The following is a 19,665-nucleotide window of genomic DNA, read 5'->3' as shown; positions in this document are numbered from 1 at the left end:
AGTCCTGTTATTTCCTATCCTGGCTAAATCAACGCCACTTTCAGGCGTTAAATCAAGACAGGCAATATTCCGAAGTTCTGCAAGCATGTTATAGTTACTGTAATATTCAGGCAAGTCACCATCCAGGTTAATTCGAGTAAAAAATATGTTTTGTGTGATCTACAGAAGTCCCCAGCGTGACCAGACTTATCTTTATGTTGAAAAAAAAGACGATTTCTCACGCGTCCCTGAAGCGTTGCTGAAGGGCTTTGGCAAGCCGAAACTGGCGATGTTGCTTCCGTTGGACGGCAGCAAGAAGTTGGTGGGGGCGGATATTGAAAAAGTGAAAACCGCGCTGCGCGATGAGGGGTTTTATTTACAATTGCCTCCGCCGCTGGAAAGTCTGCTTAAGATGCATCTTAACGATGTTAAAAAAGATTAATTCGGAATCATCTGCAAATATATCTTCGCCGGTCAGAGATCGCTTTTTATTTTAAATTACCGGTGTAGATAGCGATAAAAGGATGCCCGCATGAAGCTCTCAGCCCGAAATTTCTTCGTATTTTCTCTCTTTCTGGTGGGGAGCTCTGCCAGCCACGCCGCCTTCCTAAACTCCGGTAACAGCACAAACACGTCAGACACCACGCTGGCACAGCAGGGCCGCGACCCGGCACAATTTCCTGCTTTCGTTGAGCAGCTCAAAGCACAGGCCCGTCAGCAGGGTTATGATGATGCGACTATCGAGACGGCGTTTACCGGCGTGCATTTTGTTGACCGGGTCATTAAATCCGATCGCGGACAGCTGGAAAACAAAGTCACCCTCAACGATTATCTGACCCGCGTGATCACGCCAGAAAAGATCGCTCAGGCCCGGGAATATTGGCAGCAATACCACAACCAGCTGCAACCGATAGCCGATGCCTCCGGCGTTCAGACACAATATATTGTCGCGCTGTGGGCGCTTGAGAGTCACTTCGGCAGGATTCAGGGCAAGGAGGAGGTGGTCTCTGCTCTGGCCACGCTGGCCTTTGAAGGCCGGAGAGAAGCCTTCTTCACGAAAGAACTGATGGCAGCGCTACGAATCATCCAACGCCAACAGATGACAGCCGCTGAGCTGAAAGGATCGTGGGCAGGGGCGATGGGTCAGAGCCAGTTTATGCCCAGCTCCTTCCTGAATTACGGAAAGGATGGTGATGGTGACGGCAAAATTGATATCTGGAACAATCTGGATGATGTCTTTGCCTCCACAGCGAACTATTTACAACGTGAAGGCTGGCGAGCCGGGCAGGGGTGGGGCGTGGAAGTGACGTTGCCGGCTGATTTTAATGCGCAACTGGCGGGATTAAAAACGGCACAGGCCAAAACCTCGTCGCAGTGGCAGCAGTCAGGCGTACAGGTACTGCATCCCGAACAGAACAGCAGCAGCCAGCGCGCCTGGATCATCACGCCACAGGACGGTGACGGTCGTTCATTCATGGTTTATGACAATTTCCGAACGTTGATGCACTGGAATCGGTCTTATTATTTCGCTATCAGTATTGGCATGATGGCCGATGCCATCGCAGCGCAGTAAAAAGAACAGTCAGCAGATATGCGGCGGCATGATGTCGGCGCAGCCACTCTAACGAAGCAGGGGAAAAGCATGTATCAGCACCATAACTGGCAGGGCGCATTGTTAGATTTTCCGGTCAGCAAAGTGGTTTGCGTCGGGAGTAACTACGCAAATCACATCAAAGAGATGGGCAGCGCGACACCAACGGAACCCGTACTGTTTATTAAACCGGAAACTGCGCTGTGTGATATCCGCCAGCCGCTCTCTATTCCCAAAAACCTCGGTGCCGTGCATCACGAGGTCGAGCTGGCGATACTGATTGGCGCGACACTCAAGCATGCGACCGAAGAACACGTCGCGCAGGCGATTGCCGGGTATGGTGTTGCGTTGGATTTAACCTTACGCGATGTTCAGGCAGGCTGTAAGAAAGCCGGACAGCCTTGGGAAAAAGCCAAGGGATTCGATAATTCCTGCCCGCTGTCCGGTTTTATTCCGGTGAGTGAATTCAAACACGCCCCTCAGGATGTCGAGCTAAAATTGATCGTCAACGGAGAGGTCCGCCAGCAGGGAACGACTGCTGACATGATCCATAAAATCTTGCCGTTGATTGCGTATATAAGCCAGTTCTTTACCCTGCGCGCGGGCGATGTGATCCTGACCGGGACACCGGAAGGTGTGGGGCCGATGGTCTCAGGCGATCGTCTTGAAGTGTCGCTCGGCGGCCACGGTGTTGCCACGCGCGTGCTGTAAAACTTGCAACTGAAGCCTAAACCCTCTATAAGGTGCGGGCTTTTACTTTTACCGGACACCCAACATGACTGATACCCCTTTCTGGCAGCGTAAAACGCTGGAACAAATGAGCGACGAGGAATGGGAGTCCTTATGTGATGGCTGTGGCCAGTGTTGCCTGAATAAGTTACAGGACGCCGACACCGATGAAATCTATTTCACCAACGTTGCCTGTAATCAGCTGAATATCAAAAGCTGCCAATGCCGTAACTATGAGCGCCGCTTCGAACTGGAAGAGGACTGTATTAAGCTGACGCGCGAAAATCTGCCCACCTTTCAATGGTTACCGCCAAGTTGCGCGTACCGTGTGCTGGCTGAAGGGAAAACTCTGCCACCCTGGCATCCGCTGCGAAGTGGTTCACGTGCAGCTATGCATGCTGCGCGTATTTCGGTACGGCATATTGCCGTGCATGAAAGTGAAGTGGTTGACTGGGAAGAGCATATTATCAACCGCCCGCACTGGTACGGTAAATAGACGTTCAGAGTGGGTATGATAAGCAGAAAAGCTCCGCGAAGGCGGAGCTTTTTTTTAACGTGAGAACAGGTCGCGTCTTTTAGGTTTGCAGGGCTGACCTATCAGCACCAGCACACCAACGACCAGGTATGCGGCAAAGATGCCGACCAGCCACTGCGGCATACCCAGGGTCAGAAATGACCAGGACTTCTCTGCACAGTCGCCGCTGGCGACAAACACGGAAGGTAACCATTTATCCAGCGGCAGCCAGGACGGAAAGCGGGCGGCAAAATCACAGGTCGCAAACGGAGAGGGATGCAACTGAATCATAGTATGTTCCCACGCCAGTCGCAGGCCTTCCCATGCGCTGTATAACCAGATCAGAATAGCGGCCCAGCGCAAAGGTGATTTCGGTGCGATAGCGCCGACGATACCCGCCCCCATAATGCCGAACAGGGCACAGCGTTCATAAATACACATCACACACGGCTTCAGCAGCATCACATGCTGAAAATAGAGCGCGGTCATCTCAAGAGCGAAAGCGGTCAGTGCCATCAGCAACCAGGCGCCCCGGCCACGGGAGCAGCTATTCAGGTATCTCAACATTAGTTTATCCGTCTGGAATACATTTAGACGGCAGTGTAAACGAAAAGCGTCTGCAATCCAGCCAGGAGGGAAAAATTTAAGCAGGAAAGTGACTTAAAATAATGTTTCCGATGATAAACGAAGGTCTGTGGACAGGCTGTATTGTGGTTTCGCTGCCAGGACGGCAATGTCATATTTTTTGCAGACGATCGTCTTTTCCCTGGCAGCCAGGCTAGGTGATGCCTGGTGCCTCTGGTATGATGAGCCGAATTTTTGACGTAATGAACGCAACGGAAGAAGAACGCTATGGTTATTAAGGCGCAGAGCCCTGCGGGTTTCGCGGAAGAGTACATCATTGAAAGTATCTGGAATAACCGTTTCCCACCAGGTTCAATTCTGCCTGCTGAACGCGAACTCTCCGAACTGATAGGTGTCACCCGAACCACACTACGAGAAGTCTTACAGCGCCTGGCGCGCGATGGCTGGCTGACCATTCAGCACGGCAAACCGACCAAAGTGAATAATTTCTGGGAAACCTCCGGATTAAGTATTCTGGAAACACTGGCCCGTCTCGATCATGACAGCGTACCGCAGTTAGTGGATAACCTGCTGTCAGTTCGCACCAATATTTCGTCTATCTTTATTCGTCGTGCTATCCGTACTTACCCGGATAAAGCGCGTGAAGTGCTGGAAACCGCAAGCCATGTGGACGACCAGGCAGAAGCCTATACCAATCTCGATTACAGCATCTTCCGTGGGCTGGCGTTCGCCTCGGGTAACCCTATTTACGGTTTGATCATCAATGGATTGAAAGGACTGTATACGCGCGTTGGGCGTCACTATTTCTCCAACCCGGAAGCGCGACGTCTGGCACAGGCTTTCTATCAGCAACTGCTGAATATCCTTCATACCCAGCAATATGACCTGATTGTAGACAGCGTGCGCGACTATGGTCGTCGCAGCGGGGAAATCTGGCATGCCATGCAGACCAGTATGCCAACCGATCTGCCGCCTGCTCGCCGTTAAGTCGATAAAAAGGGCTGACCTCTTTATGCGGTCAGCCCGAAGAAACAGAAAAAGAGGGCGACCCAATGGCGGGTCGCCCTCTTCACATTGAGGCTGGCCTCAGATCAGATAGTGGTGCCCGGGCGGGGCGGGCAGCGTTCGAGGATCTCCACTGTGCCATCATCGTTCTGTTGTTCCAGATTGATGTCAAAGCCCCACAGACGATGTACATGCTTCAACACTTCCCGACGACTCTTATCCAGCGGTGCGCGGTTATGCGGAACATAGCGTAAGGTCAGCGATCGGTCCCCACGCAGATCCACGTCATAAACCTGTATATTCGGTTCGAGATTGCTCAAATTATATTGAGCGGAGAGCTGCTGACGGATCGCCCGGTAGCCCGCTTCATCATGAATGGCCGCAATTTCAAGGAAATTATTGCGATCGTCATCCATCACCGTGAACAGGCGAAAATCGCGCATGATCTTCGGTGAAAGGAACTGGCTGATAAAGCTCTCGTCCTTAAACTCCTTCATCGCAAAGTGTAGGGTATCCAGCCAGTTAGAACCGGCAATATCCGGGAACCAGTGACGATCTTCTTCCGTTGGCTCCTCGCAGATGCGCTTAATATCCTGGAACATCGCAAAGCCAAGCGCATACGGGTTGATACCGTTATACCACTGGCTGTTGTAAGGGGGTTGGAAGACCACATTGGTGTGGCTATGCAGGAACTCCAGCATAAAGCGCTCAGAGACTTTCCCTTCGTCATACAGATGATTAAGAATGGTGTAGTGCCAGAACGTAGCCCATCCCTCATTCATCACCTGAGTCTGTTTTTGCGGGTAGAAATACTGGCTGACCTTTCTGACAATGCGCAGACATTCACGCTGCCAGGGTTCCAGCAGCGGCGCATTCTTCTCCATAAAGTACAGCAGGTTTTCCTGTGGTTCGGATGGGTAGCGCGTGTTGGCGAATTGCGCTTCCTCGCGCTCACGCCGTGGCAAGGTGCGCCACAGCATGTTCACCTGGCTTTGCAGGTACTCTTCACGGCTCTGTTGCCGCGCTTTCTCTTCCTGCAAGGAGATTTTTTGCGGACGTTTGTAGCGGTCAACGCCATAATTCATCAGCGCATGGCAGGAGTCGAGCAGCCGTTCCACGTTTTCCACTCCGTAGCGCTCCTCACACTGCGTAATGTAGTTACGGGCGAAGATCAGGTAGTCGACGATGGAGCTGGCATCCGTCCAACTGCGGAACAGATAGTTATTCTTGAAGAAGGAGTTGTGACCATAACAGGCATGCGCCATCACCAGCGCCTGCATCGTCATGGTATTTTCTTCCATCAGATAGGCAATACACGGATTGGAGTTGATGACGATTTCATAGGCCAGACCTTGCTGGCCGTGCTTATAGCGCTGTTCTGTCTCGATAAATTTCTTACCGAATGACCAGTGTGCATAGTTGATTGGCATCCCGACACTGGAATAAGCATCCATCATCTGTTCGGAGGTGATGACCTCAATCTGATGCGGGTAGGTATCCAGTCGGTAGGATTTAGCGACGCGGTCGATCTCCTTGAGATACACATCAAGCAGGTCGAAGGTCCAGTCTGGTCCATCATCGAGTCGTTTGCTGTCCTTAATCGGATCGTCAAAGATCGTGGTCATAGCGCACCCCTTTTTATAAAACCGGATTACCTTACGGCAGAATGTCCGTTTTCATCTCGGCTCACCCGCACAAATGAGGCGCTGATAAGCCTGGAATTAAAGCCAATATCTCAATGATAGTTCACTGTCTCGTATCCCTCTCGTTAAAACAATTGAAATCTTCGATACAAAATCCAGTGCTGTTTAAAAAAAGATTTTTACGTAACAATAAATTCATAAAAACATGCATTTTGCAGGATAATATCCTGTTTATAGCATTAAGTTATGACAGAGTGGGATTGTTCTGGTGTTTGCGCATATATGCTGTGATTAAATTATTATCTGCTACTTAATGTATTAAACCAGAGGTTTTGACTGAATTAAGCTGGGCATCTTGTTTTTATTTACCTGGAGGGTAAAAAAGATGTGAAATATGTCAGCGTAATGTGAGTGTTATCACTGGTGTTTTCATCCATGTTGATGTCGAATGTCCAGTGCATAATTCTATAATGTGTCTCTATGAGGTGGGTATGCGAGTTGTCATTCTGGGTAGTGGCGTGGTGGGTGTGGCAAGTGCGTGGTATCTGGCGCAGGCCGGACATGAGGTGACGGTAATCGATCGTCAGCCCGCAGTAGCACTGGAAACCAGTGCGGCGAATGCAGGGCAGATATCACCCGGATATGCCGCCCCCTGGGCGGCACCGGGTGTGCCGTTTAAAGCCGTAAAATGGATGTTCCAGCGCCATGCTCCACTCGCGATCCGCCTTGATGGCAGCCGCTTCCAATTGGAATGGATGTGGCAGATGTTGCGTAACTGCGATATGCGCCATTACCAGCAGAATAAAAGCCGCATGGTGCGAATTGCGGAATACAGCCGTGACTGCCTTAAAGCATTGCGCCAGGAAACGGGCATTGCCTATGAAGGGCGTCAGGGAGGAACATTGCAGTTATTCCGCACCGCGCAGCAGTTTGACAGTGCAGCGAAGGATATCGCGGTCCTGAAAGAAGCCGGAGTCCCCTACGAGCTGCTGGAGGCCACGCAGCTGTTGCAGGCAGAACCGGCACTGGCGGCAACCCAGCACAAGTTGACGGGCGGTTTACGCTTGCCCAATGATGAAACCGGTGATTGCCAGTTGTTTACCCAGCGTCTGGCGGCGATGGCGGCAGACGCGGGAGTCACCTTCCGTTTCAATACCTCTGTCGATGCTCTGGTACAGGATGGTAATCGCATCAGCGGCGTCAAATGTGGCGGCGAGATGGTGACTGCGGATGCTTATGTGGTGGCATTCGGGTCATTCTCGACGGCGCTGTTAGAGGATATTGTTAAGGTGCCTGTTTACCCCCTAAAAGGGTATTCACTGACGATACCGATCAAAGATGCGGCTGCGGCACCGATTTCAACGGTGCTGGATGAAACCTATAAAGTGGCGATCACCCGTTTTGACGATCGTATTCGTGTGGGGGGAATGGCAGAAATTGTCGGATTTAACACCAAACTGTTACCGGCACGCCGTCGCACGCTGGAAATGGTTGTCGGCGATCTCTTCCCGCAAGGTGGGTATATTGAGCAGTCGGTTTTCTGGAGTGGTTTACGCCCAATGACACCCGATGGCACGCCAATTGTAGGTCGTACCCCGTTGAAAAACCTGTTCCTTAATACCGGACATGGTACTCTTGGCTGGACAATGGCCTGTGGTTCAGGGCAGCTTCTTGCGGATATTATTAGCGGTGTGACACCCGCGATTTCCGCTGACGATCTGTCTGTCATGCGCTATCTGCCAGGTTTTATTCCGGCGCCGGCTCGCTCACTGCACAGTGCCAATGTTCGCTAACTCATCGTATTTTTTTACAAGGAGAGAGTATGTCTCGTCCTATTCTCGCAACGATTAATCTCGCTGCGCTGAGGCAAAATCTGGCAGTAGCGCGCCAGGCGGCGGGTGGTTCGCGCCTGTGGTCAGTCGTGAAGGCGAATGCCTACGGACACGGTATTGCGCGAGTCTGGCAGAGTCTGGTGGAAACGGATGGTTTCGCCTTGCTCAACCTGGAAGAGGCTATTCTGTTACGCGAACAGGGCTGGAAAAAACCGATCCTGCTGCTGGAGGGCTTCTTCCATCAGGATGAACTGGCGATTATTGACCAGTATCGCCTGACCACCAGCGTTCACAGTAACTGGCAAATTCAGGCGCTGGCAAAAGCCAGGCTCTCGGCGCCACTGGATATTTATCTCAAAATGAACAGCGGTATGAACCGACTGGGCTTCCAGCCCGATCAGGTGCATAACGCGTGGCAAAAATTACGTTCCCTGGATAACGTTGGTGAAATGACGCTGATGGCCCACTTTGCTGACGCTGAAACCAGTGAAGGTATTGCCGGACCCTTGCAGCGCATTGAGCAGGCGGCTGAAGGGCTGAATTGTGCGCGTTCGCTGGCGAACTCCGCGGCTACGTTGTGGCATCCGCAAACGCATCATGACTGGGTACGTCCCGGTATTATCCTGTATGGCGCATCCCCCAGCGGCCAGTGGCAGGACATTGCCAGCAGTGGTTTGCAACCCGTGATGACATTGACCAGCGAAGTGATCGGCATTCAGCAGCTGACGGCGGGTTCTGCTGTGGGATACGGCGGCCAGTACCGTGCATCAGGTGAACAGCGTATCGGAGTGGTAGCTTGCGGCTATGCTGATGGTTATCCCCGTCATGCGCCGACCGGAACGCCGATTTTGGCTGATGGTGTGATGACGCAGACGGTCGGGCGGGTCTCAATGGATATGATCACTGTCGATTTAACCCCGTGCCCTCAGGCGGGCATAGGCAGCCAGGTTGAGCTGTGGGGCAACAACGTCAAAATTGATGATGTGGCCGCCGCCGCCGGCACCGTTGGCTATGAGCTGATGTGCGCGCTCGCCCCCCGGGTGCCGGTGATCGTTGAATAACCTCAGAGCGAGGTCAGCGTACCGCGCACATTTTTACTGATACGCCAGGCGGTCAGTGCCAGCAGCGCACCGGCCGCCATCATCAGTGCCAGCGCGGATTTCTCCGCAATCGGTAGCGCCATCACTAACAGACCCGCCGACGATCCTCCCGCCATCTGAATAAAACCTGCCAGTGCAGAGGCGACACCGGCCTGCTGCTGATAAGGCTCCAGGGCGTAGCTGGTTGCAGGTCCCACGGTGAAGGCCAGTCCGGCAACGGAGATAGCAACGGGCAGCATATACAGCGCCCAGTGTGTCTGCATGGCCGCCGGGAACAGCATCACACCGCCCATTAACGTTATCGCACCAATCGTCATCGCCAGTGCGCCAATTGCCAGACAAATCGGGCGACCCAGTTTTCGGATCATCTTATTCACCAGCACGCTGACCAGCATAATCCAGAAGCCGTTAGCACCAAACGCGATGGAGAATTGCAGTGCGCTGAGTTTGCCTTCGGTCATCAAAACCTGCGGAGCCAGAGAAACATAGGTCAGCACCATACCCAGTGCGCCCGCGTTGGCAAAAGCAAAGGCGAGGAAACGCGGCTGACGCAGAATTTGCCAGTACTGACGCACGGGTAAACCTTTCACCTTTTGCGTATCAGCAGGGCGGGTTTCCGGCAGGAACAGCATCACCAGTACGGCAATAAACAGCGCATAACCGGTCAGGAACCAAAAGTTTGCCCGCCAGCCAAATGCATCGGCCAGGAAGCCACCCAGCATCGGTGCCAGGGCCGGGACGATATTTAACGCGCCGTTTAAGAATCCATAAGCACGCGCCGCTTCTTCACCATTAAGACGGTCGCGTACGCCGCTGAACGCCACGACGGCGGTACAGCACACGGCACAGCCCTGAATGACACGGGCGCTGAGGAACTGCGGCCAGCCGGTGGCGGTGGCGGCCAGGATGCTTCCGGTGACATACAGCAGAAGACCAATCAGCGCGATGGGTTTACGGCCCAGATTATCCACCAGCGGTCCGGCGATAATTTGCCCCAGGCCCATCACCAGTAAAAACAAAGGGATCGTTGTCTGGATGGCAGAAACGGGCGTATTCAGACCGAGAGCAATATCGGGCAGCGTGGGCAAATAGAGGTCAATGCCTAACGGTGCAAGCAGCACCAGGCTGAGTAACAGTAGCGTAAATTTTTGCATAGCAGGTGTGGCGTCCAGATTAAAGCAAGCCGGACAGGGTAGAGATAACAGAGGGAAAAGAAAAGGAGAAAGTGATAAAAGCGCTCGGGGATGTGGCCATCGTCATTGCCGGATGCCGGCAATGACGATGGCTGGCACTGTTCAGCTCAGGTTAGTACGCGCCGTCGCGGCGCAGTACCACACCGGCTGTTTTGAACAGAATGGCAATATCGGTCCACAACGCCCAGTTTTTGACATACCAGGAGTCGAAGTAAACACGGGTGTCGTAGTCAATATCGTTACGACCGCTCACCTGCCACAGTCCTGTCATACCCGGTTTCGCCATCAGGTAGTAATCCACGTCACCGGCATAACGCTCCAGTTCTGCTTCAATCACCGGACGTGGGCCCACCAGACTCATCTCACCACGAATCACGTTCCACAGCTGCGGCAGTTCATCCAGGCTGGTCTTACGCAGAAATGAGCCAATTTTGGTGACACGGGGATCGTTCTTCAGTTTAAAGTCTTTGTCCCACTCTGCGCGTGCTTCTTCACTGGTGGCCAACAGGGTTTCCAACACTTCCTTCGAGTTCATCACCATCGAACGGAATTTCAGGCATTTAAACTTCTTCCCATCCTGACCAACGCGCTCGTGACCGTAGATCGGGCTGCCGCCATCACGGCTGACCATCCAGCAGATCAAACCAAATGCCGGAGCAAGGAACAGCAACAGCAGTGAGGCCACCACAACGTCAAAGGTGCGCTTGAGGAAGCGTGAAGAGCGCTTCGCCAGATTATTGCTGACGCGCAGCAGCATCACTTCATGGCTAAAGATAAAGGACATATCCGTACCGTACAGCGGCACGCCACGTAGCGTTGGCACCACGGAGACTGAGCGGCACTTTTTCTTCGACAGCAGTTTCAGCCATTTATCGCGAATGGCGCGCTGGTCGTTCTCCATCGCTACAATAAACTGGGTGTTATCGAGGTCGACAGTCTCCCAGACAATATCTTTGTGTGTGATCACCGGGATGCCATTGAAACTATCAGCGCCGTTCTTTTCACCGCTCGGGGCAACGAAGGCTTTCACGTCGTAGCCCAGCAGCTCTTCGCTTTGCAGCGCGGCATAGGCTTCACGGGCATTTTTACCGGAACCAATGATGATGGTGTGTTTCTGCCACTGTCCCGCTTTCAGGATGGCATTCTTAACGCATGAGCGCAGGAGAGGCACCAGAATCAAGGCATACAGCCAGGTGAAACTCCAGAGCATGCGGGAGAAATCCCATTTGGAAAACGCAATCAGTGCCAGGTCTAACAGTGAAAAGATCACCAGCGTTTTAATAATGTCTTTTAATTCAAACCAGAAGGGTTTGCGGTAGGTATAGTGGCGCAGGCGCATCCAGAACCATGCGGTACATAATACTGACATAATGAATTGCGCGATAAAGCGGACTTCAACTTCTTGCGGCGGGATAAAAATATCCAGATTACCCCAAATACCCTGCAGCGTCGCTGCGGATAAAAACAGTGCCAGATTGATGGAGAGTAAATCTGAGAAACTTAACGCAACTTTCGCAATAATGTTTTTTCGTGTGCCGCTGAATGTCCGGCGACTTTCATTCAGTACCAGAGTACTTGCCATAATGCCTGCTCTCTTATCATGAGAAATCAATGACCTGACGAGGATAAAGCACGCGTCCAGGAGTCTCTTTAGTAAACCTTCTGGGTTTATCAGACTGACGTCGGTATTGCCATTATCGTAACTGTGTTCAGGGCAGCGGAGCGGTGGGAGATGAGATAACCACGCTATATCCGTCACATAATGAAGTGATAAGTATGCAGGAGTTATTTGAGTTAGTTAATACGGGATAATCCTAAAAGAAGATGAAAAATCAAACAGGGGATTAATCTTAAGCTTTGATGCTAAATGAAAGATATAAATAAAAAATATGACAATACGATAAACAAAAAATCACTATTTGATGAATCTGAAACCGCCAGGGTTAAATATGACGGTTTCAGATAAATCTTGTGGAGTGGGATTCGTGTTCTGAATGAAATCAGGAAAAATTATTCCCTTTCTTCCTGAACCCTGACGCCGATTTTGACGATCTCGTTAGCCTCTTTCTCAGCCACGGTCCAGACCATGTTTTTCCATTCCACCTGGTCACCGACCACGGGTGCGCCGCCAATCATCCCCAGCACCAGCTGTCCCAGCGTTTGCTGAGTATCAGAGCCCGCATCCAGTTCAATACCGTAAATCTCGGAGACATCGTGCAAGCGCGCATCGGCTTGCAAAATGAAGTCACCAAAGAAGCGTTGATCCAGCGACACCGGCGGGGACTGGCTGAACAGCTTGCCGAGTGCGGGCAGGTCACGCTCACGGCCAATGACGCACAGCACATCATTCTCTCTCAGGCGGGTGCTGCCGGACGGGTGTAACAGCAGGTTATCGCGGAACAACGCGGCAATACGCGTTTCTCGCGGCATTCTGAGGTCACGCAGCGCGGCACCCACACACCATTTGTCGGCACTGAGCTGATAAACAAACTGCTCCCAGGGATTCTCCGGGTGAATATCCAGACCGATGCGGGAAATAGGCGAAGCCATCGGCGGAACGACAACCCTGGCTTTGCGTGCTGCCCAGCCCAGTGACGTGCCCTGAACCATCAGTGACACCAGCACCACAAAGAAAGCAATGTTAAAGAACAGGGAGGCATGTGGCAGCCCGGCCATCATCGGGAAGACGGCCAGAATAATCGGCACGGCACCTCTGAGCCCGACCCAGCTAATAAAAATCCTTTCACGAATATTGAAACCGCGAAACGGCAACAGCCCAATCATTATCGACAGCGGGCGTGCGACCAGAATCAGGCAGAGTGATAACAACGTGGCCGGAATAGCGATGTGCCAGAGATCGATGGGATTGACCAGCAGGCCGAGCACAAGGAACATGCCGATCTGACTTAGCCACGCCATGCCGTCAAAGGTTTGCAAAATGCCATGACGGTTGCGAATAGGGCGGTTACCGAGCACAAAGCCGCACAGGTAGACGGCGAGGATGCCACTGCCTTCCAGAACGGTGGTGAGGGCGAAGACCAGAATGCCTCCGCTGACGGCAAGCAGTGGATAGAGACCGCTGGCCAGAGAGACACGGTTAATCAATTGCAGTAAGGCCCAGCCGCCGCCGAGCCCAAGCACAATGCCCAGTCCAAACTGCTGCACCAGGTGCACCACAAACATCCAGCTTAATCCGCTCTGGCCCTGCTGAATCATCTCAATCAGGGTGATGGTCAGGAATACGGCCATGGGGTCGTTACTGCCGGACTCAATTTCCAGCGTGGCGCTGACGCGCTCATTCAGGCCTTTACCGCCCAGCAGTGAAAACACCGCAGCGGCATCGGTGGAACCGATAATGGCCCCCACCAGAAAACCGTTCATCAGGTTGAGATCAAACAGCCAGGCGGCGGCAAGACCTGTCAGTCCCGCGGTGATCAGTACGCCCACCGTTGCCAGCGACAGCGCCGGACCGAGCGCCACTTTAAACGAACTGGCCTGGGTGCGCATACCGCCATCCAGCAGGATCACTGCCAGTGCCAGGTTACTGATCAGATAGGCCGCGGGGTAGTTGTCAAAGGCGATCCCCCCAATACCGTCCACACCCGCCAGCATACCGAGCGCCAGGAAGATAACCAGAATCGGGATACCCAGTTTCGATGAAAAAGAGCTGAGTAAAATGCTCGACGCAACCAGCACAGAACCAATAATGAACAAACTATAAATCGCGCTGGCTTCCAATGGGCATCTCTCCTGTGATGAGTAAAAAACCACTTCACGGTGTGAAGGGTACAAAATCTGTACGCAATTCATTTACGGACAGAAGAAAAGGTCAGTCAGAATAAAATATCGCAAAACAGCCAGAAGTAAATGCCGCTGAGTGCGACCAAAATGGGCTTTATTTGACGCATTAGCGATGCAGACTCGAAAAAAAGGCGTGAAAGCCAGATAAAAGCCTGGCAGGAGGGCAGTATGACACGGGTTAAAAGCGGGGAATGGACTATATACAAAATTTCTCAGCCGACGGCAGACGTCGGCTGAGGACAGACATCAGTAATTCTCTTCTGCCTGTTTGTGGAACAGAGCACGGAACACCGGATAGATATCTTCCGGTTCACGGATGTGCTGTATGGCAAAGTTATCGAAGGTCGATTGCAGATGTTCATATTCACGCCACAAGGTCTGGTGAGCGCGCCGGGTGATTTCGATATAGCTGTAGTAACGCACCACGGGCAGAATATTTTTTGCCAGGATTTCGTGACACAGCGGTGAGTCGTCGGCCCAGTTATCGCCATCGGAAGCCTGTGCGGCATAGATATTCCACTGGGTCGGGTCGTAACGTTCTTTCACGACTTCATCCATCAGTTTTAGTGCGCTGGACACGATCGTCCCACCTGTTTCCTGTGAGTAGAAAAATTCCTGCTCATCGACTTCTTTTGCCTGAGTGTGATGACGTATATACACCACATCGACGTTTTTATAGGTCCTGCTGAGGAAAAGATACAGCAGAATATAAAAACGTTTAGCCATATCTTTAGTGGCCTGGTCCATTGAACCCGACACGTCCATCAGACAGAACATCACGGCCTGGCTGGATGGCTCCGGGCGTTTTTCGAAGTTTTTATAGCGCAGGTCAAAGGTATCAATAAAGGGCACGCGTTTGATGCGGGCACGCAGCTCTTCAATTTCTTTCCGCAGCCGGTCTTCTTCCAACAACTGAGCCGGCTCACTGTTTTCAACCAGCAACAGCGATTCTTCCAGTTCGGCCAGCAGACGCCGTTTCCCCGCCGTCATGGCGGTACGCCGCGCCAGCGAATTTTGTAATGAGCGCACCACGCTGATATTGGCCGGTACACCGTTAGCGGTATAGCCCGCACGGTGGGTTTTATACTCATTGAGCTGACGATGCTGATTCTTTTTCAGATTCGGCAATGCGAGATCTTCAAACAGCAAATCGAGATATTCATCTTTCGAGATATTGAAGACAAACTCATCCTGGCCTTCACCATCCTTTCCGGCATTACCCTGACCACTGCCGCTCCCTCCGCCACCGCCCTGTGGGCGCTCCACGCGGTCATTCTGGACGAAGTGGTCATTACCTGGATGAACGCGATGGCGCTGGCCGCCGCGTCCCTGATGAAAACTCGGTTCGTTAATATCTTCAATTGGAATAGAGACGGATTCACCGCTCTCAACGTCGGTAACCGAACGCTTATTAATGGCCTCGGAGATCGACTGTTTGATTTGCGATTTATAGCGGCGCAAAAAGCGCTGACGATTGACCGCGCTTTTGTTTTTACCGTTAAGACGCCGATCGATAAAATAGGCCATAGCTCCCCCAAACAGTGTTGCCATTCGGGTCAGGGCATCAGCCCTGACCCGAATGGATGCGACTTCCGAATCAGGACGATTTTCTTACGCGCAAATACCATTCGCACAGCAGGCGAACCTGTTTGCGGGTGTAGCCTTTTTCCATCATACGGTCGACAAAATCGTCGTGTTTTTTCTGTTCGTCGGTGGATGTTTTAGCGTTAAACGAAATGACCGGGAGCAGCTCTTCGGTGTTCGAGAACATTTTCTTCTCGATCACGGTGCGCAGCTTCTCATAGCTGGTCCAGTTCGGATTACGGCCATTATTATGAGCACGGGCGCGCAGAACAAAGTTGACGATCTCATTACGGAAGTCTTTCGGGTTACTGATCCCGGCCGGCTTCTCAATTTTTTCCAGCTCTGCGTTCAGGGACTCACGGTCAAACAACTGCCCGGTATCCGGATCACGATACTCCTGATCCTGAATCCAGAAGTCAGCGTAGGTCACATAGCGGTCGAAGATGTTCTGACCATATTCAGAGTAAGATTCCAGGTACGCCGTCTGAATTTCTTTACCAATAAACTCGGCATATTTCGGGATCAGGTAGCCTTTCAGGTGTTCAAGGTATTTCTCAGCCTGTTCCTGCGGGAACTGCTCACGATCTATCTGCTGTTCCAGTACATAGAACAGGTGCACCGGGTTAGCTGCGACCTCAGCATGGTCGAAGTTGAACACACGGGAGAGAATTTTGAAGGCGAAGCGGGTAGATAACCCGTTCATCCCTTCGTCCACACCTGCGTAATCGCGGTATTCCTGGTAGGATTTCGACTTAGGATCGGTATCCTTCAGGCTTTCACCGTCGTAGACGCGCATTTTCGAATAGGTACTGGAGTTTTCCGGCTCTTTCAGGCGCGACAGAATCGAGAAGCGAGCCAGTGTTTCCAGCGTACCCGGCGCGCAAGGTGCGTGGGTCAGTTCACTGTTAACCAGCAGCTTGTCGTAGATTTTGATCTCTTCCGACACGCGCAGGCAGTAAGGCACTTTGACAATGTAAACACGGTCAAGGAACGCCTCGTTATTCTTGTTGTTACGGAATGTCACCCACTCAGATTCGTTGGAGTGCGCGAGGATTATCCCGTTAAACGGCAGGGCAGAGATCCCTTCAGTCCCGTTATAGTTCCCTTCCTGGGTGGCCGTCAGCAGCGGATGCAGCACCTTGATAGGCGCTTTAAACATTTCAACGAACTCCATAATCCCCTGGTTCGCCCGGCATAACGCTCCGGAATAACCATAAGCATCAGGATCGTTTTGCGCGTGGTTTTCCAGTTTACGGATATCCACTTTACCCACCAGCGCCGAAATATCCTGGTTGTTTTCATCGCCAGGTTCGGTTTTGGCAATCGCGACCTGTTCAAGAATCGACGGCCAGACCTTCACGACCTTGAAGCGGGTGATATCACCACCGAAATCGTGCAGGCGTTTGGCGGCCCACGGCGACATGATGGTGCCAAGGTAACGACGTGGAACGCCGTATTCTTTTTCAAGAATGTTGGCATCTTCCTGCGGATTAAACAGGCACAGCGGATGGTCATTCACCGGGCTGCGTTCGCCATCTGCCGTGAGCACATAGATGGGCACACGCTGCATCAGTGATTTCAGACGTTCGGCCAGAGAGGATTTCCCGCCACCGACCGGGCCCAGCAGATACAGGATCTGTTTTTTCTCTTCCAGGCCCTGTGCCGCATGTTTCAGGTAGGAAACGATTTGCTCAATCGCATCCTCCATACCATAAAACTCTTCGAATGCAGGATAGCGCGCAACAACACGATTAGAGAACAGGCGGGAAAGGCGTGGCTCCAGCGCGGTATCCACCATTACTGGCTCACCAATAGCCATTAACAGTCGTTCCGCCGCATTGGCGTATGCACTGCGATCTTGCCGGCAAACCGTAAGAAATTCCTGCAGTGTGAACTCTTCGTCCTTGGCAGCTTCATAGCGCTGACGGTAGTGATCGAATATATTCATGGCGATGCCCGTCCTTTCGTTTTTAGCACAGGTACCAGGAGCCTAAGTTTGGTCAGCCCCTGAAGGAACTTACAGTGAGTACAGCAACCCTTATGCCAACCTGACTTTTTTTATCGGGAAACACAAAAATGCTGGTCACTCTGCTCGTTGGAATTTAGCGTCTTATAAATAAGCGTAGATCGCATTTAGGAAATTTCCTGATTTGCTGAGCATTTTCAATGAAATTTCAATAACAAAGTTATAAACCAGCTATACCATCCCCTTAGTGGATGCGGGCTGACGGGTTTTTGTAAACCTCAACAACTGGCATCTGCAACCGCATTCTTTCGGGTTATTGATTATATGTGCTACTAATAATGTAAATGTATGACTCAATACGACCATACTGTTTAGACTAATGACCGATTGTTATATTAATGGACTGAATAAATTGTGAACCAATTCAAACTTACAGCGCTTACTGCACTTTTACCTGTCTGTTTTGCTGCGCCTCTCGCACAAGCCAATCCGTTAACGTTGGGCGCGTCGCTGCTCTATAGCCAGAGCCCTTATAAAAGCGGTCAGGACCGTTACTATCCGGTTCCCATCATCAATTATGAGGGCGACAGCTTCTATATCCGTAGCCTTCAGGCCGGGTATTTCCTGTGGAAAGACCAGCAGGACCAGCTGTCTCTGACCGTCCTGGGTTCGCCGCAGAACTATGATCCGGATGATGTCGATGACGGGGATATGAAATCGCTGAATAAGCGCCATATGACCCTGATGGGTGGCCTGGCGTATCGTCACTCAGCCGACTGGGGCATCGTGCGCACCACGCTGGTGGGTGACATGCTGGACAACAGTAACGGCATTATCTGGGACCTGACCTACCTGTATCGCTTTGAATTCGGCCAGTTTAACCTGACACCGGGTATCGGCGCGTTATGGAACAGCTCAAACCAGAACGGGTATTATTATGGTATCTCGTCAGCGGAATCCCGCCGCAGCGGGCTGGATCGTTACGATCCGGACAGCAGCTGGAGCCCGTACGTTGAGTTGACCGCAGGCTGGGCCATCAGTCAGAACTGGAATGCGACCCTTTCAGGTCGTTACAGCCGTCTTGCTGATGAAATTAAAAACAGCCCGATGGTGGATAGAGATTCACAGATGTTGTTGTGGACCGGGGTAAGCTATACCTTCTGATGCCATCACTCTGCACTAAAAAAGGGCGCTCTGCGCCCTTTTTTATCATGGTGGCGCCCTAAAAAAGTGCATGGAGAGAAAGATGAACCGAGTCGTCACGTTTGCCGATGGCACCGAGCTGCCTGCGATAGGTCAGGGTACATGGTTTATGGGGGAAGACGCTGCTCAACATCATCAGGAGGTCGCTGCTTTGCAAGCCGGGCTGGAGCGGGGCCTGAAGCTGATCGATACCGCCGAGATGTATGCCGATGGCGGCGCTGAAAGGGTGGTGGGTGAGGCCTTGCGCGGGCGTCGTGACCAGGCGTATCTGGTCTCCAAAGTTTATCCGTGGAATGCCAGTGAGGTGGATGCTGTTGATGCCTGTGAGCGCAGCCTGACACGCTTGAACACCGATTATCTCGATCTCTATCTTCTGCACTGGCGGGGAAATATTCCGCTGGAAGAGACGCTACGTGCGATGCAAACACTGCAACAACAGGGAAAAATTCGCCGCTGGGGAGTGTCTAATTTTGACAGCGATGATCTCCACGAGTTACTTGCTGAAGAAGGCGGCGCGCAGTGCGCTACTAACCAGGTGCTTTACCATCTGGCATCCCGTGGAATTGAGTATGATTTGCTGCCTGACTGTCAGCAGCTGGCGATGCCGCTGATGGCTTATTGCCCCCTGGCGCAGGCGGGTCGATTACGCACAGAGCTGATGAGTCACCCGACGCTGACCCGAATTGCACAACAAAAGGGCATCAGCATGGCGCAGCTGCTGCTGGCGTGGGTGATCCGTAAAGAAGGAGTGATGGCGATCCCGAAAGCGAGCAGCATTGCGCATGTTGATGACAATGCTGCGGCGCTCGGGGTGGTACTGACCAGCGAGGAACTGGCACTGATCAATCAGGCATTCCCACCGCCAGAAACAAAGCAACCGCTGGATGTGGTCTGAGTCCGGGGCAGGCAGAGCAGGGGCGGCCCGAAAAGGGTCACTCCG

16 protein-coding genes are annotated in these 19,665 nt (G+C 52.2%); 9 read left to right on the top strand and 7 right to left on the bottom strand.

Annotated elements, in window-relative coordinates; translation table 11 throughout:
• Window positions 1-145 precede the first annotated feature (145 nt).
• The 4 genes from LJN55_RS13055 (at window position 146) to LJN55_RS13040 (ending at window position 2,795) form a co-directional block, all read left to right on the top strand.
• Window positions 146-421 carry a YcgL domain-containing protein gene (locus tag LJN55_RS13055; RefSeq protein WP_133841842.1) on the top strand — a complete coding sequence of 92 codons (276 nt, stop codon included), beginning with the start codon at window positions 146-148 and terminating at the stop codon, window positions 419-421.
• Window positions 422-511: 90 nt separating this feature from the next.
• Window positions 512-1,552 carry a lytic murein transglycosylase gene (locus LJN55_RS13050; RefSeq protein WP_159336544.1) on the top strand — a complete coding sequence of 347 codons (1,041 nt, stop codon included), beginning with the start codon at window positions 512-514 and terminating at the stop codon, window positions 1,550-1,552.
• Window positions 1,553-1,621: 69 nt separating this feature from the next.
• Entirely contained in the window at window positions 1,622-2,281 is a 660-nt protein-coding gene (locus tag LJN55_RS13045) for a fumarylacetoacetate hydrolase family protein (protein ID WP_227534598.1), read from the top strand.
• 64 nt (window positions 2,282-2,345) lie between these two features.
• The gene (locus tag LJN55_RS13040; RefSeq protein WP_133841845.1) at window positions 2,346-2,795 is read left to right on the top strand and encodes a YcgN family cysteine cluster protein; all 450 of its coding nucleotides are present in this window, start codon (window positions 2,346-2,348) and stop codon (window positions 2,793-2,795) included.
• Window positions 2,796-2,849: 54 nt separating this feature from the next.
• Here LJN55_RS13040 and dsbB read toward each other — a convergent pair whose 3' ends face one another.
• A complete protein-coding gene (dsbB, locus tag LJN55_RS13035) occupies window positions 2,850-3,380 on the bottom strand; it encodes a disulfide bond formation protein DsbB (protein WP_133841846.1) in 531 nt (176 codons plus the stop codon).
• Between the two features lie 285 nt (window positions 3,381-3,665).
• Here dsbB and fadR point away from each other — a divergent pair, with 285 nt between their 5' ends.
• The gene (fadR, locus tag LJN55_RS13030) at window positions 3,666-4,385 is read left to right on the top strand and encodes a fatty acid metabolism transcriptional regulator FadR (protein WP_133841847.1); all 720 of its coding nucleotides are present in this window, start codon (window positions 3,666-3,668) and stop codon (window positions 4,383-4,385) included.
• A gap of 104 nt (window positions 4,386-4,489) precedes the next feature.
• On the opposite strand, the gene LJN55_RS13025 is transcribed toward fadR, so the two are convergent.
• Window positions 4,490-6,028: a SpoVR family protein gene (locus LJN55_RS13025; protein WP_133841848.1), complete on the bottom strand. Its 1,539-nt coding sequence runs from the start codon at window positions 6,026-6,028 to the stop codon at window positions 4,490-4,492.
• A 509-nt stretch (window positions 6,029-6,537) separates the two neighbouring features.
• Here LJN55_RS13025 and LJN55_RS13020 point away from each other — a divergent pair.
• Together LJN55_RS13020 and dadX are read left to right on the top strand one after the other, a co-directional pair.
• Complete coding sequence (locus tag LJN55_RS13020) at window positions 6,538-7,839, top strand: D-amino acid dehydrogenase (protein ID WP_133841849.1); 1,302 nt, start codon at window positions 6,538-6,540, stop codon at window positions 7,837-7,839.
• A 29-nt stretch (window positions 7,840-7,868) separates the two neighbouring features.
• Complete coding sequence (gene dadX, locus LJN55_RS13015; RefSeq protein ID WP_227534597.1) at window positions 7,869-8,939, top strand: catabolic alanine racemase DadX; 1,071 nt, start codon at window positions 7,869-7,871, stop codon at window positions 8,937-8,939.
• A gap of 2 nt (window positions 8,940-8,941) precedes the next feature.
• Here the strand turns inward: dadX and LJN55_RS13010 are convergent, their stop codons facing one another.
• The 5 genes from LJN55_RS13010 to yeaG form a co-directional block, all read right to left on the bottom strand.
• Window positions 8,942-10,132, bottom strand: coding sequence for a multidrug effflux MFS transporter (locus tag LJN55_RS13010; protein WP_159336545.1), 1,191 nt, complete (start codon window positions 10,130-10,132; stop codon window positions 8,942-8,944).
• Between the two features lie 151 nt (window positions 10,133-10,283).
• Entirely contained in the window at window positions 10,284-11,753 is a 1,470-nt protein-coding gene (wbaP, locus tag LJN55_RS13005) for an undecaprenyl-phosphate galactose phosphotransferase WbaP (RefSeq protein WP_133841852.1), read from the bottom strand.
• 428 nt (window positions 11,754-12,181) lie between these two features.
• Entirely contained in the window at window positions 12,182-13,909 is a 1,728-nt protein-coding gene (locus tag LJN55_RS13000; protein WP_133841853.1) for a potassium/proton antiporter, read from the bottom strand.
• A 309-nt stretch (window positions 13,910-14,218) separates the two neighbouring features.
• A complete protein-coding gene (locus LJN55_RS12995; RefSeq protein WP_133841854.1) occupies window positions 14,219-15,499 on the bottom strand; it encodes a YeaH/YhbH family protein in 1,281 nt (426 codons plus the stop codon).
• Window positions 15,500-15,569: 70 nt separating this feature from the next.
• On the bottom strand, window positions 15,570-17,504 hold the full coding sequence (yeaG, locus tag LJN55_RS12990; protein ID WP_133841855.1) for a protein kinase YeaG: 1,935 nt from the start codon (window positions 17,502-17,504) through the stop codon (window positions 15,570-15,572).
• 432 nt (window positions 17,505-17,936) lie between these two features.
• On the opposite strand from yeaG, the gene LJN55_RS12985 reads away from it, so the two are divergent.
• Window positions 17,937-18,686 (top strand): MipA/OmpV family protein, encoded by a 750-nt coding sequence (locus LJN55_RS12985; protein ID WP_227534596.1) that lies wholly within the window; start codon window positions 17,937-17,939, stop codon window positions 18,684-18,686.
• A gap of 82 nt (window positions 18,687-18,768) precedes the next feature.
• Window positions 18,769-19,620 carry an aldo/keto reductase gene (locus LJN55_RS12980; protein ID WP_133841857.1) on the top strand — a complete coding sequence of 284 codons (852 nt, stop codon included), beginning with the start codon at window positions 18,769-18,771 and terminating at the stop codon, window positions 19,618-19,620.
• Window positions 19,621-19,665 lie beyond the last annotated feature (45 nt).

Source organism: Erwinia rhapontici, from assembly GCF_020683125.1.
Lineage (GTDB): Bacteria > Pseudomonadota > Gammaproteobacteria > Enterobacterales > Enterobacteriaceae > Erwinia > Erwinia rhapontici.
Note: the sequence above shows the minus strand (reverse complement) of the source record. Positions and strands in the feature narration are given on the sequence as shown.